The 14065-nt window shown below is 64.0% G+C and carries 9 protein-coding genes; 4 read left to right on the top strand and 5 right to left on the bottom strand.

What is annotated here, in order from left to right; all coding sequences use genetic code 11:
* From HU748_RS12515 to argH, 5 genes are all read right to left on the bottom strand, one after another.
* Positions 1 to 1197, bottom strand: coding sequence for an MFS transporter (locus HU748_RS12515; RefSeq protein WP_186720569.1), 1197 nt, complete (start codon positions 1195 to 1197; stop codon positions 1 to 3).
* 88 nt (positions 1198 to 1285) lie between these two features.
* On the bottom strand, positions 1286 to 2110 hold the full coding sequence (locus HU748_RS12510; protein ID WP_186664038.1) for an ABC transporter substrate-binding protein: 825 nt from the start codon (positions 2108 to 2110) through the stop codon (positions 1286 to 1288).
* Positions 2111 to 2143: 33 nt separating this feature from the next.
* The gene (locus HU748_RS12505; RefSeq protein WP_186665400.1) at positions 2144 to 2908 is read right to left on the bottom strand and encodes an amino acid ABC transporter ATP-binding protein; all 765 of its coding nucleotides are present in this window, start codon (positions 2906 to 2908) and stop codon (positions 2144 to 2146) included.
* Between the two features lie 23 nt (positions 2909 to 2931).
* The gene (locus HU748_RS12500; protein WP_054891502.1) at positions 2932 to 3810 is read right to left on the bottom strand and encodes an amino acid ABC transporter permease; all 879 of its coding nucleotides are present in this window, start codon (positions 3808 to 3810) and stop codon (positions 2932 to 2934) included.
* A gap of 88 nt (positions 3811 to 3898) precedes the next feature.
* Positions 3899 to 5326 carry an argininosuccinate lyase gene (gene argH, locus HU748_RS12495; RefSeq protein WP_186720567.1) on the bottom strand — a complete coding sequence of 476 codons (1428 nt, stop codon included), beginning with the start codon at positions 5324 to 5326 and terminating at the stop codon, positions 3899 to 3901.
* A 246-nt stretch (positions 5327 to 5572) separates the two neighbouring features.
* Between argH and HU748_RS12490 the strand changes: the two genes are divergently transcribed.
* From HU748_RS12490 to HU748_RS12475, 4 genes are all read left to right on the top strand, one after another.
* On the top strand, positions 5573 to 6541 hold the full coding sequence (locus tag HU748_RS12490) for a LysR family transcriptional regulator (RefSeq protein ID WP_186664042.1): 969 nt from the start codon (positions 5573 to 5575) through the stop codon (positions 6539 to 6541).
* A 70-nt stretch (positions 6542 to 6611) separates the two neighbouring features.
* The gene (locus tag HU748_RS12485) at positions 6612 to 10937 is read left to right on the top strand and encodes an NEL-type E3 ubiquitin ligase domain-containing protein (RefSeq protein ID WP_186720565.1); all 4326 of its coding nucleotides are present in this window, start codon (positions 6612 to 6614) and stop codon (positions 10935 to 10937) included.
* A gap of 414 nt (positions 10938 to 11351) precedes the next feature.
* Positions 11352 to 12851 carry a glycine betaine/L-proline transporter ProP gene (proP, locus tag HU748_RS12480; RefSeq protein ID WP_186664046.1) on the top strand — a complete coding sequence of 500 codons (1500 nt, stop codon included), beginning with the start codon at positions 11352 to 11354 and terminating at the stop codon, positions 12849 to 12851.
* 86 nt (positions 12852 to 12937) lie between these two features.
* Positions 12938 to 14011: a helix-turn-helix domain-containing protein gene (locus HU748_RS12475; protein ID WP_186720563.1), complete on the top strand. Its 1074-nt coding sequence runs from the start codon at positions 12938 to 12940 to the stop codon at positions 14009 to 14011.
* Positions 14012 to 14065: the final 54 nt, after the last annotated feature.

Here is a 14065-nt window from a genome sequence, read left to right as displayed (position 1 = left end):
TCAGAGCATCGGCGGTCCCTCACGCCGACGCTGCGCCCACAGGCATGCTGCAGCACACAATCCGCCGCCGCACGCGGCGGTGACCATCAGCGCGATGAACATGCTGCCGGGCATGCCTGTCCCCAGCAGGTAGCCGCACAGTACCGGGCTCAGTGCGCCGCCGACTGCCGCCAGGTTCTGGAATCCGTAGTAGCTGCCCTTGAGGTGTTCAGGGGCAATGCTGTCGATGAACAGGAACTCGCTGGGCAACAGGATCATTTCGCCGAGGGTGAAGACGAACATTGCCAGACACCAACTGATCAGATTGTCGGCATACAGGAACCCCGCCAGCCCGCCGATGAACAGCACCGCACCGATGCTCATCCAGCGCCCCAGGTTGTCGCGGCTGAGCAGCCGGCCGAACTGAAATTGCAGCACGATCACCACCAGGGCGTTGCAGGCCAGCAGCGCCGAGAGGGTGGTCATGGCCTGCGCCGGTGGGTACTTCACCAGCAGGTACTGCGACAGGTAGATGGTGAAGCGTCCGTGCACCAGGGCGTTGAGCAAGCTGCCCGCGGTGAACAGCAGCAGGATGCGGTCGCTGCGCACCGCCGCCAGTACGGCCATGAAGCGCGTTGGCGGCTGCGCGGTAAGGGTGGTGTTCGCCGTGCTGGCGGGCACCGCGCTCATCACCCACAGGCTCAGCAGGGCCACCGTGCTGGCGGTCCAGAAGGGCGCCAGCGGGTGCAGCCCGACCAGCACCACGCCGAGCATGGGGCCGGTGGCGTAGCCGATGTTGGTGAGGGTGTAGCGCAAGGAGAAGGCCTTGGCGCGCTGCTCGATCGCCAGGTATTCGCCAAGCATGGCCTTGGAACCAATGACGAACAGTGCCGAGGCCGACTCGGTCAGCACCAGGGTCAGCGCGGCCTGCCAGGCGTCCTGGGCGAAGGTCAGCAGCAGGAAGCCGATCGCGGTCGAAAGCATTGCCAGGCCCAGCAGGCGACGCTTGTCGAAGCGGTCGATCACGTAGCCGCCGTAGAGGCCGAACACGGTGCCCGACAGTGCGGCGACACTGATCAGCAGCCCCACGTCATGCTGGGCCATGCCCAGTTGTGTGGTGAGGAACAACGCCAACAGGGGGCTGGTGAGCGAGCGGCTGATCACCAGGGTCAGCGAGCTCAGCATCAGGCGGCGGATGACGGGGGAGTAGGTGGCCACAGTCCATTCTCGGGCATTGGGAAATGTCGGTATGGGCCTTTTCGCGGGTTCACCCGCGAAAAGTACGCCGCAATTTCAACCTGTCGAATCACTTCCCGCCGTTGATGGTGATCGGGTTCAGCTCGCCATCGGCTGCGCCCCATTTCTCCAGGATCTTGCGGTAGCTGCCATCGTCGACCATCGCCTGCAGTTCGCTGCGGATCGCAGCCGACAGCGCAGCGTTATCCTTGGCCACGCCCAGCCCGGTGAGCTGGGTGGTCAGCGGGGTACCCAGAATCTTGAAGGTGCCTTTCTCCAGGTCCTGGATATAAGGCAGCGTTTCGCTGCCTTGCACGGCGGCATCAAGGCGCCCTTGGCGCAGTTGCGCGCGCGCATCGGCACTGCCTTCGGAACCGAGCACGATCACTGCCGGCTTGCCATTGGCTTCGCAGTTGGCCTTGCTCCAGGTGGCGACATCGTTGGGCCAGGTAGTGCGGCGGCTGGTGCCGACTTTCTTGCCGCACAGGTCGGTCATCTCGTTGATCTCGCCGCGGCTTTGCAGGGTGTAGAACTGCGGGCCGCTGGTGAAGTAGTCGACGAAGGTCACCACCTGCTGGCGTTCCTTGGTGTCGGTCATGCCCGAAAGGATGATGTCGACGCGCTTGGTGACCAGGGCGCTGATCATCTGCTCGAAGGCGGTCTCCTGCCACTTGATCTTCACCCCCAGGCGTTCGGCCAGGGCGTTGCCCAGGTCGACATCGACGCCGGTCAGCTGGTTGGTGGCCGGGTCCTTGAAGTCCATCGGTGGGTAGTTGGGGACGATCGCAGCGACGATTTCGCCCTTGGCCTTGATCGAGGCCGGAAGTTCCACGGCGGCCTGGGCGTTGAAGGCCAGGGCGGTCAGTACGCTGCACGCAAGAAGGGTTTTTTTCATGCCTAGGGTTCTCTTTATGGTTGTGGGCGGCAGTCAGGTACGAACCGCGGAAATGAAGTTCTGGGTCCGCGGGTTCTGGGGGGCCAGGAGCACCTCTTCGGGGCTTCCTGCTTCTACGATCTGTCCGGCGTCCATGAACACCACTCGGTTGGACACCTCGCGGGCAAAGCCCAGCTCGTGGGTGACCACGACCATGGTCATGCCGGACTTGGCCAGGTCACGCATGACCGACAGCACCTCGCCGACCAGCTCGGGGTCCAGCGCGGAGGTGGGTTCGTCGAACAGCATCAGTTTCGGGCGCATGGCCAAGGCGCGGGCGATGGCGACACGCTGCTGCTGACCACCGGAAAGCTGGATGGGGTAGTGGTCGCGCTTGTCGCTCAGGCCGACCCGGGCCAGCAGTTCGAGGGCATCCTCGGTGGCTTCCTTGGGCGAGCGGCGCAGCACCTGGCAGGGCCCTTCGATGATGTTCTGCAGCACGGTCAGGTGGGGGAACAGGTTGAAACGCTGGAACACCATGCCGGTGGCCAGGCGCTGGCGGGCGATCTGCGATTCGGTCAGTTCGTGCAGCTTGTGGCCGGCCATGCGGTAGCCGACCAGCTCGCCGTCGACCCACAGACCGCCGCCATCGACCTTTTCCAGCTGGTTGATGCAGCGCAGGAAGGTGCTCTTGCCGGAGCCCGAGGGGCCGATCACGCAGAGCACTTCGCCTTGCTCGATCTCCAGGTTGATGTCGTTCAGCGCGTGGTAGTCGCCGTAGTATTTCTGCAGGCCAACGGCCTTGACGATGCTTCTCATGGGCATGTTCTCTCTAGGACCGATCAGGAGCGCTTGCCGGCGCCCTTGGCGAAGTGACGTTCCAGTCGGCTCTGGCCGAACGACAGCAGGGTCACCACTGCCAGGTACCAGATGCCGGCAACGATCAGCAGCTCCATCACCCGCGCGTTGGCGTAGTAGATGTTCTGCGCGTTGTGCAGCAGCTCCGAATACTGGATGACGCTGGCCAGGCTGGTCATCTTGACCATGCCGATGAACTCGTTGCCCACCGGCGGGATGATGATGCGCATGGCCTGGGGCAGGATGATCCGGCGCAGCGCCTGCAGGCGCGGCATGCCGATCGACTTGGCCGCTTCGTACTGGCCCGTGTCCACCGACAGCAAGCCGGCACGCACCACCTCGGCGGTGTAGGCGCCCTGGTTGATGCTCAGGCCCAGCAGCGCGGCGACGAAGGGGGTCATCAGCGTCACGGTGTCGAACTGGAACAGGCCAGGAATGCCGATGGTGGGGAAGATCAGCGCCAGGTTGAACCACAGCAGCAGTTGCAGGATCAGCGGCGTACCCCGGAACAGCCAGGTGTAGGCCAGCGCCACGTACTGCAGAATCGGGTTCTGCGACATGCGCATCACTGCGGTGATGACGCCGAAGACGATGCCCAAGGCCATGGCGATCACCGACATGACGATGGTGTTGCCCAGGCCCCAGAGGATCGCCTCGGAGGTCAGGAACTGGCCGACGAAGGCCCATTCGATCTTGCCGTTGGCAAAGGCATTGGCCAGCCCCAGCAACAGCACGACGATCAGCGTGGCGAAGAACATGCGCCCGTAGTAACGGCGCGGGACATGTTCGTAGCGGCTGATGTCGAACTCGTTTTCCTGTTGCCTGCGCTCATCGGCGAGGCGTTTGGCGTGTATCTGACTCATGGTGTGGCTCCGCAGTCGGCGCAGGGCGCCTGGGCGTGTCGATCGGTGGCGGGCAGCGGGTCCTTGCGAAACCGCTGCCCACAGGTCTTCAGGTGCGCGGCCCTTGGTAATGGGCAGCCCAGGCCTGTTGTGCTTCAAGGGCGACTTTCAGGCGCACGATCTGCTCGCGCACGCGTTGTGGCGCAGTACCGCCGTGGCCGCTGCGCATGGCGATGGCCGCTTCCAGGGTGAGGCTCTCGCGCACCTCGGGTGTCAGGCGCGGGTCGATGTCGGCGAGCATCGCAGGGCTCGCCTGCCACAGCTCGATGTCCTGCGCCTCACAGGCGCGCACCAAGGCTCCGGTGATCTCGTGGGCCTCCTTGAACGGTACGCCGCGCATGGCCAGCCAGTCGGCGACCTCGGTGGCCAGGGTGAAGCCCAGCGGCGCCTGGCGGCGCAGTTCGTCCACGCGCACCTGCATGGTCCGCACCATGCCGGCCATGGCGGGGAGCACCAGGCCTAGCGTGTCGAGCGTGTCCATCACCTCGCTCTTGTCCTCGGCCAGGTCGCGGTTGTACGACAGCGGCAGGGCCTTGAGGGTGGACAGCAGGCCGGTCAGGTTGCCGATCAGGCGCCCGGCCTTGCCACGGGTGAGCTCGGCGATGTCCGGGTTCTTCTTCTGCGGCATGATCGAACTGCCGGTGGCATAGGCATCGTCCAGCTCGACCCAGCGGAACTGGCGCGACGACCACAGGCAGAATTCCTCGGACAGGCGCGACAGGTTGATGCCGAGCATGCTGGCGATGAACAGGAACTCGGCGACATGGTCGCGGCTGGCCACGGCGTCGATGGAGTTCTCGCACGGGCCGCTGTAGCCCATTTCCAGCGCTGACTGTTGTGGTTGGCGGGCGATGGCCGAACCGGCCATCGCCGCAGCGCCCAGGGGGGACAGGGCCGTGCGCGTATCCCAGTCGACCAGGCGTTGCACGTCGCGCAGCATCGCTTGCGCATGGGCCAGCAACTGATGGGCGAAGCTGATCGGTTGCGCCTGTTGCAGGTGGGTGAAGCCTGGGCACAGTGTGTCGACGTGCTGTTCGGCCTGGCTCACCAGGGCGTCCTGCAGGGCCAGCACCTGTTCGGCGAGCTTGCGTGCGTGATCGCGCAGGAACAGACGCAGGTCGTTGGCCGCCTGATCATTGCGCGAGCGCCCGGCGCGCAGTTTGCCGCCCAGCGCGCCGAGACGCTCGGTCAGCACGCGCTCGAGGAACGTATGCACGTCCTCGTCGTCCTCGATCGGCTGCACGCGGCCGGCACGAAAGTCGGCATCGAGGGTGTCGATGGCGGCCAGCATGCGCGCGGTCTCGTCGCTGTCCAGCAGGCCTGCGCGCTGCAGCTCACGGGCATGGGCACGGGAGCCTGCGAGGTCGTAGGGCGCCATCTGGAAGTAGCGTTGTGGCGAGCGCGACAGGGCGGCGAGGGCGGCTGCCGGGCCTGAGGCGAAGCGGGCGCCCCAGAGGCGGTCGGTGGGCTGAGTCATTGTTGTCGTTCCTCGAAGGAAAATCTTGTGTCAGCAGGTTCGGGCCGTCATGACGCCTGCGAAGGCAGGTTTCACATAGGCTGGGGCAGGGTATAAAAATGAATTAAATCAATCGCTTGCGACTGAAATAGAAAGTTTGGAGAGTCTTGCAATATGCCGTTGCATAGGGTCATGATGGCGAGATGGGCTGATTTCTTGTTGTGCTATCCAGCCTGTTGAAAGCCGAGCGCGAGGTAAATACTTACAATGGAAACCTCACTTTCCACTGCGGGAAACCTGCCGGAAAAAACCCGGATTCGTGCGCCACTGGCCTTGAGTGGCCAGGACTTCAAATTGCTCAAGGTGTTCAAGGCAGTGGTCGAGGCAGGAGGCTTCAGCGCCGCGCAGAACGAATTGAACGTGGGCCTGGCAGCCATCAGCAAGCAGATTTCCGATCTGGAAATCCGTATCGGCATGCGTTTGTGCAGCCGCGGGCGGGAAGGCTTCAGCCTGACCGAAGAGGGGCAGGTGGTGTACCAGGCCTCGATCGAGCTGTTCAACTCGGTCGACAACTTTCGCGACCGCATCAGCAGTGCCCAGAACGAGCTGATCGGCGAACTGGGCGTGGGCGCCATCGACAACACCCTGTCCGACCGAAGCTCGCCCCTGATCGCCGCGATCCGGCAAATTTCCAGCGATCATCCGAAGGTGCGTGTACGCCTGAACGTGGCGCAACTGGACGAGGTGGAGCGCGGCGTCATCGAGGGTCGGTTCATTGCCGGCATTGTCCCGCTGTACCAGCGCCGGGAAGAGTTCGACTATTTCGAGATGTACCAGGAAGCCTCGGCGCTGTATTGCGGCGAAGGCCATCCATTGTTCGCCCGAAGCGATGCCGACATCCCCCTCGACAGCCTGCGCGAACACAACTTCGTCCACCACCGCTATGCCATGCACACGGCCAAATGGCAGTTCTTCGAGCAGGAGAACAACCAGACGTCGGCCACCCAGGTCGAGGCGGTGGCGATGCTGCTGCTCACCGGCAACTTCATCGGTTTTCTGCCGTGCCACTATGCACAATCGCTGGTCAGCCAGGGCCGCCTGCGTGTGATCCATGCCGAGGTGGTGCGTTTTCACACACCGTTCTGCCTGATCCTGCGCCACAACACCCCACGCAGCCCACTGGTGAAAACCTTCGCCCAGGCCATGGGGGTAAACCTGCGTTTGTCCGGGACTTGAGAAATAGCTACCACGTGCGTCCCTGCACTCGCTGGCTTCATGCGCGTTTTCAATGCCATGGAGCAGCATCATGCCGACCCGATCCCTTCCCGATGAAACGATCGATACACTGATCGCCAGCCGTCTGCCCAATTGGTTGAGTGCAGCCACGCCCGAACAACTGGACGCACTGCACCGGGCGTTGCGCGCCCAGCAACACACGCAACATGCGGTGCGTGCCTTGCTTGGGCAGATCCAGCCACTGGAGGAATTTGCCGCGCCCCTGCTGAGCGAGGCGCTGGACAAACAGGTTCAACCCTCGCTGGATGTGCGCCGCAGCATGCTGCGGCGCGAGGTCCAGATCCGCTTCCCGTCGAGCGTCGGCTGGGCCCCGGATGGCATCGTCATGCGCAGTTTCGAACACAGCCTGCTGGCCTCGGCGCTGCATAATTTCGAGCGCGCCGAAACATCGAAGGTCGCTTGGCGGGCAGCGTCGGCAGTACTCGATGCCGAAGGCAATACTCTTGCCCTCCAGCCCCGGGTCTTCGCGGGCCTGTGTCGCACCCTGGATCTGGGGGGGCTCTACCAGCAGCATCTCAAGCACGTGCTGTTCGGCAACGATGCGATACGCCGACACAACGAAGCCCTGCTCGAACAGGGCTGGCGAGAGGGGCTGGAGGCCACAGCGTGGCTGGCGCGGCTTAAGGGTGATATCGACGAGCACATGCTGGCGGCGCTACAAAAGGTCTGCGCTTCGCCATCCCAGCCAGCCTCGCTGACGGCACTGGACATACGCCTGTTGGGCCGCAGGATCCAGGGGGTGGTGGTGTTCCAGATGCCCGGGCAAGAGGGAGCAGAAGGTCAACCTGAGCAGTTGATCGCCTGGATACCGGACGATCCGCAGGGCGCCTTGAGTGTCCACAGCTCCTGGTCCGAGCTGTTCAAGGCGCTGGGCCGGCGTTTTCGCCAGGCGGGTTACTGGTCGTTCTTCCAGCGTTTCGTCAGCGTAAAGGACCGCGTGCATTTCGCCCAGGTGCTGGAGCGCTTGCTGGCCCAAGGCGGCCCGCAGGTTGCCATCGAGCTGGATGGTCGGTGGCAGCCTGTCGCAGGCCCGTTGTTCGCCCACCTGCGCCAGGTGCAGGTCGATACCCTGCTGGACGATGCGAAGGTGCTGGCCGTGCCGACCAGCCTGGTCGACAGCGTCGAGCGTGATCGTCGACTGCACTGGCTCAAGGGGCTGGGGCTCGACGTTCTGGGAATCGCCAGCTTCTTCGTTCCAGAACTCGGCTTGCCACTGCTGGCGATCACGGCCGAGCAACTGACCGAAGAGGTGTATGAGGGGTACCGTGACTGGGAACTCGGCGATCGGGAGGCAGCGCTTGGCCATCTTGTGGCGGTGGCGCAGAACCTTGCCCTGCTCGGCGTCACAGCCGGCGCCAGCAAGGTGCTTGAGCGGGTAGCGCAGGTCGACGAACTGGCCCCCCTACGGGGCGCCGATGGTCAATTGCGCCTGGCGCGTGCCGATCTTCCCGGTTATGCCACGCAAGAAGTGGCGCTGGCGCACGGTGAGCGGGCAACCCTCGACGGGCAGACGTATCAGGGGATCGAGGGTACGACCTATCGCTTGGGCGATGACCCGGATGTAGCGGCAGCGGCGCACCCGAACCGACCCGAGGCATCGACCATTGCGCTTGAGGACAACGGTGCCGGTGGCCTGCGCCATGCCCTGGAGCCTGCCCAGCAATGGCAGGGGGAAGGCATGCTGATACGCCGTCTGGGCAGAGGGTTGCGCCAGGTGAGTGACGATATGGCCGGTCCGCTGCTGCGCAGTATCGGGATGGACGAGGCGCAGATACGGCGCCTGCACCTTGAAAATGCACCTGCGCCAGCGCGTCTCTACGATGCGGCGCAGCGTTATCAATTGCACGACAGCTTTCCCAAACTGCGTGGCGCCGCGTTCGAAGCTCACGTCCAGGAGCTGCAGGCCACACCCGTCCCGGCAGCGCAGCCCTTGCACCGTGATTTTCCCTCCCTCACGACGCGTGCCGGCCAGGAGCTGCTCGACCAGGCCAATGCTGACCAGCTCCAGCAACTGCTGGAGCACGGACGGGTGCCACTGGCGTTGGCCGAGCGTGCGCGCTGGCAGTTGCGTGACGCCCGTCTTGATCGGGCCTGTGCAGGTTTCGAGCAGGCCGCCGCGGTGGTTCAGGATACCGAACAACTGGCGTTGGGACTGTTGCAGGCCTGGTCGCCCTGGGACAGCTCTGTACGTATCGAGGTGCGTGACGGACAGTTCGACGGCCAGGTGCTGGCACAGGTAGGCGATTCGCTTGCCAGCCAGACGCGTCGAATGATCAAGACCGCGAAAGGCTATCTGGCAGTCGATGCTCAAGGGACGCCCATGCCGAGTGCCTACGCCACGGACGATCTGTTCCAGGCCCTGCTATGGCATCTGGATGCACCACAACGGTTGCAGTTGGGCGAGGCGGCCCGTTCTGCCCGGCACCTGGCCGATGCCCTGGCCGCGCGCGCCTTTGCCCAGCGCGAGCAGGCTGCCCGCCTCATTGGCATGGCGCCCATCGGTACAGGGCTGCGCCCTGCGCAACGGTTGGGCGACGGACGCATCGGTTACCTGTTGAGCGGCCGCCCCGAAGGGTCACGTCGTGCCTTGCTGCGGGGTTATCAGCAAGTCTTTCCGACCCTGTCGGATGTAGAGGTCGAAGCGTATCTGGAGACTGTGCGCCAGCGCGGCGAGGGCCTGTGGGATCACCTGCGCAACCTGCAACAGCAAATGATTAGCCTCAACCAAAGCCTGGGCACCTGGCGGCGCGAGATCATCCGCGCGCCCATGATCGAGCGACGTCGCCTGATCGCCCAGCGCATCCGCCATTGCTGGCGGCGCAAGCGCGTCGAACACGATGGCACGTACCGACTGATCATCGACAGCGAACGGCTTGATAGCCTGCCCACACTTCCTGAGGGCGTGACGTTCGAGCATGTCACCCAACTGACATTGCGCCGCCTGAACCTGCAGGCGATCGACGCAGATTTCCTCTCGCGCTTTGCCAACCTGCGCAGCCTCGATCTGCGTGACAACCTGATCGACAGCATCCCTGAAGGGCTGCAACTACTGACGCAGCTCACCGAACTGCACCTGGCCGGCAACCAGATCGTCATCGACGAAGCCGGCATGGCCAGGCTGAGCGTGCTGACGCAATTGCGTACCCTGGACCTTGCGCACAACCCCATCGGCCGACTGCCGCCGCTTGGTCCCCTGGAGAACCTGCAGCGTCTGTCATTGCGCGGTACGGGGTTGGTCGAGCTGCCAGTCGAGGTGTACATGCATCCGCAGCTCGAGGATATCGACCTGCGCGACAACAACATCAGCGACATGAGCCCGACTCTTGCGCGTTCGCGTCGTCGCCTGGCCGGCCTGAGCCTGCATGACAATGCGCTGCCTGAAACAGCACAGGCCACACTGCGTACCGCAATGGGAGAGGATGCTGCGGTGATCGTGCCCCTGCGCCGACATGCCCCGGGAGGGCAGGAGTCGCTCGAACTCTGGCTGGCAGGTTCCACCGATGCGCAGCGGACGGTGCGCGAGGGCCAATGGAATGGTCTGTTGCACGAGCCGGGTAGCAGTGACCTGATGCGCTTCCTGCATGATCTTGGCCGCTCCCGTGATTACGCAATGCAGGGGCTGGATCTGCGACGCAGGGTCTGGCAGGTGATCGACGCCTGCGTACAGAACAGCGAGGTTCGCGAGGCGATCTTCCAGCAGGCTGCCGGGCCACGTACCTGCTCCGACCAGATGCTGCTGATTCTCAGCCTGCTGGAAGTTCGCGCCCTGGTCGCCACACGTACCATCGGGCTGGCCCCCGCTGCGGTTGGCCCCGCATTGACGCAATTGGGCCGCGAGCTGTATCGGCTGGACGAGGTCGACAGCATCGCCGCCCGGCACATTCAGCAGGCACGTATCGCCAATCCCTATGGTTTGCACGACGAGGTAGAGGTGCATCTGGCTTACCGGGCCGGGCTGGTCAAGCCGCTCGGGTTGCCGGCCCAGTCACGTTACATGTACCACCGGATGTTCTCCGATGTCGGGGAGGCAGAACTGCGTCGGGCGAGCACGGCGATCCTGCAGGCGGAAACCAATGCCCGCATTGCCGCATCGTTGGTACAGCGCAGTTTCTGGCAGGACTACCTGCGCAACACGCAGGCCGAAGCCTTCGAAACGCTCAACCAGCCCTACCATGAGCGCCTCGAAGCACTGATGGCCGAGGTCGAGTCCTCGCCTGAGCAGGGCGTGCTCGACGATATCCAGACGTTGGCCGAGGAGCGCAGTACTGCCGAGCGCGAGTTGGTCCTGGGGTTCACCTTGAGCATGCTGGACGCGCATCCGTGGGTTGGAGGCTAGCTGCTTGAGCGGGCGCTGTTTCAAGACCTGCAGGGCAGGATGGGGGCGCTCGCGAGAATGTGCCAGGTCGATAGGCAGGTCTTCGCGAATGCGCCCCGGGTGGGCATCCATCACGATCACTCGGTCACCCAGGTACAGCGCTTCTTTGAGGTCATGGATGACCTACACCCAGACATTGTTCGCTCATTCGCCGCGTTTGCACCTGTGTCCTGCAGGTGCGGCGGCGTACCTCTGTCGCAGCGGACACCAGGAAAAAATCATCAAGTGCGGAATTATTTAGTGTCCATTTGTATCTGACCCCATAGGGCCCGTTGCCACTATTGCTTTGGCTGCGTGGCCAAAAACCGTTCGCCCGCCCGATCTGCCCCGGGGACAGCGGATTGTCACGACAGGTCAGCTACAGAGTAAGCACTTATGAAATCACGCAAGAGAGTCAAGCCGATCGGCTTGAAAGACATCACCATCGTCGACGACGCCAAGATGCGCAAGGCGATCACCGCCGCGGCGCTCGGCAACGCCATGGAGTGGTTCGACTTCGGCGTCTACGGCTTCGTCGCCTACGCCCTGGGCAAGGTGTTCTTCCCCAACGCCTCGCCCAGCGTGCAGATGATCGCGGCTCTGGCTACCTTCTCGGTGCCTTTCCTGATCCGGCCGCTGGGCGGTCTGTTCTTTGGCGCCCTGGGTGACCGCTACGGTCGCCAGAAAGTCCTGGCGGCGACCATCGTCATCATGTCGCTGAGCACCTTCGCCATTGGCCTGATACCGTCCTATGCCTCGATCGGCATCTGGGCGCCGATCCTGCTGTTGCTGGCCAAGATGGCCCAGGGCTTCTCGGTCGGCGGCGAGTACACCGGCGCCTCGATCTTCGTCGCCGAGTACGCCCCGGACCGCAAGCGCGGCTTCCTCGGCAGCTGGCTGGACTTCGGCTCGATCGCAGGCTTCGTGCTGGGTGCCGGTATGGTGGTGATGATCTCGGCCATCGTCGGCGAGGAGAAATTCCTCGACTGGGGCTGGCGCCTGCCGTTCCTGGTCGCGCTGCCGCTGGGCATCATCGGCCTCTACCTGCGCCACGCCCTGGAGGAGACGCCAGCCTTCCAGCAGCACGTCGACAAGCTCGAGCAGGGTGATCGCGAAGGCCTGGCCTCGGGGCCCAAGGTGTCGTTCAAGGAGGTGGCCACCAAGCACTGGCGCAGCCTGCTGACCTGCATCGGTGTGGTGATCGCGACCAACGTCACCTACTACATGCTGCTCACCTACATGCCCAGCTACCTGTCGCACAACCTGCACTACAGCGAAGACCACGGCGTGCTGATCATCATCGCGATCATGGTCGGGATGCTGTTCGTGCAGCCGGTGATCGGCTTCCTCAGCGACAAGGTCGGCCGACGTCCCTTCATCGTGGTCGGCAGCGTCGGCTTGTTCGTGCTGTCGATTCCGGCGTTCATGCTGATCAACAGCGGCAGCCTCGGGGTGATCTTCGCCGGTTTGCTGATCCTGGCGGTGCTGCTGAACTTCTTCATCGGTGTGATGGCCTCGACCTTGCCGGCGATGTTCCCCACCCACATCCGCTACAGCGCCCTGGCGAGCGCCTTCAACATCTCGGTGCTGATCGCCGGCCTCACCCCGACCATCGCCGCCTGGCTGGTGGAAAGCACCGACAACCTGTACATGCCGGCCTACTACCTGATGGTCATCGCCGTGATCGGCCTGCTTACCGGGCTGACCATGAAAGAGACCGCCAACAAGCCGCTGCGCGGCGCGGCGCCTGCGGCCTCGGACCTGGAGGAAGCCAAGGAACTGCTGCAGGAGCACCACGACACCATCGAGCAGAAGATCGAGGACATCGACGAGCAGATCGCCGAACTCGAGGCCAAGCGCAAGGTGCTGGTGCAACAGCATCCGCGGATCGAATGAGTCAGGAAGTGATGATGGCAAAATGATGCGGCCCCCTCGGGAGTGAACCAACTTTCCGGCTCCACTATGGACAGTGAGTCGGAACCATGGAATCCACCCTTACCCCGCAATCGCAAACCCCAGCAGCGCAGGACACTGCGCTGCTGCCCACCTTCAGCAGCTCTGCTACGCACACCTCGGTCCAGGATCTGGCCCACTGGCAGTTGCTCGCCAGCGTGCTGTTCGATGTCGGTGCTCGCAGAGCCACGCCTTTTCGCACTTCCCTGACGGTCTACCACTTCAGTCGTTTTCTGTTTTGCAGCGGCCATCTGGACGCAGCCCGTTATCGGCGCGACAGCACCCGCCTGGGGTGGTGCGACCTCGATCACTACCTGTTGCACTTGCCACTGCAGCGTGGCCTGGCCTGCGCCAATGGCCTGCGGGTGCGCCCGTGGGACGTGGTGTTGCTCGATCTGGCGCAACCGGCCACGTTCAGCATGGCGGCCAGTGAGGGGATCAGCCTGCTCATACCGCGCACAGCGCTATCGCTGCTGTTGTTCGACGCCGGCCAGTTGCATGGCCTGGTGCTGCGTCGGGAGACGGCCGCCGGTATGTTGCTGGCGCGTCTGTTGTCGTCGCTGGCGGCAACCGCGCCGCAGCTGGGCATGGATGAAGCGCTACGTCTGGCCTTGCCGCTACTGGGGATGGTCGCGGCCTGCCTGGCCAAGGCCATGGCTGGCCAGGCGCAGGTCCAGGTCGCAGGCCAGGCTGACCTGGGGCGTCGTGTACGCCTGCACATCGAACGCAACCTGCACCGTGAAGACCTCACCCCGGCGGTGCTGGCCAAGGAAGTCGGCACTTCGCGCAGCCAGCTGTACCGCTCGTTCGAGCGCTTCGGCGGGGTGCGCCACTACCTGCTGCAACGCCGCCTGCGTCGCTGCCTGTTCGCCCTGTGCGACAGCACCAACGCCGGTCGGCGCATCGGCGACCTGGCCTACGACCATGGCTTTGTCGACGAAACCCATTTCAGTCGCCTGTTCCGCAAGGCGTTCGGTCTCTCGCCGCGGGCTGCGCGTACGGCGCTGAACAATGGCGGCGTCTCGGGATTCTGCTGCCTGGTGCCGGTCAATGGCGAGCGGCCTGTGCTCGATCACTGGATCAGGGAACTGATCCATGGCTGAGTGCACGGCCAGATGAACCTGGGACGCACATCCTGGTTTTCGGGACGCCCATGC

The sequence above is a fragment of the Pseudomonas sp. RW3S2 genome (genome assembly GCF_014268955.1).
Lineage (GTDB): Bacteria > Pseudomonadota > Gammaproteobacteria > Pseudomonadales > Pseudomonadaceae > Aquipseudomonas > Aquipseudomonas wayambapalatensis.
Note: the sequence above shows the minus strand (reverse complement) of the source record. Positions and strands in the feature narration are given on the sequence as shown.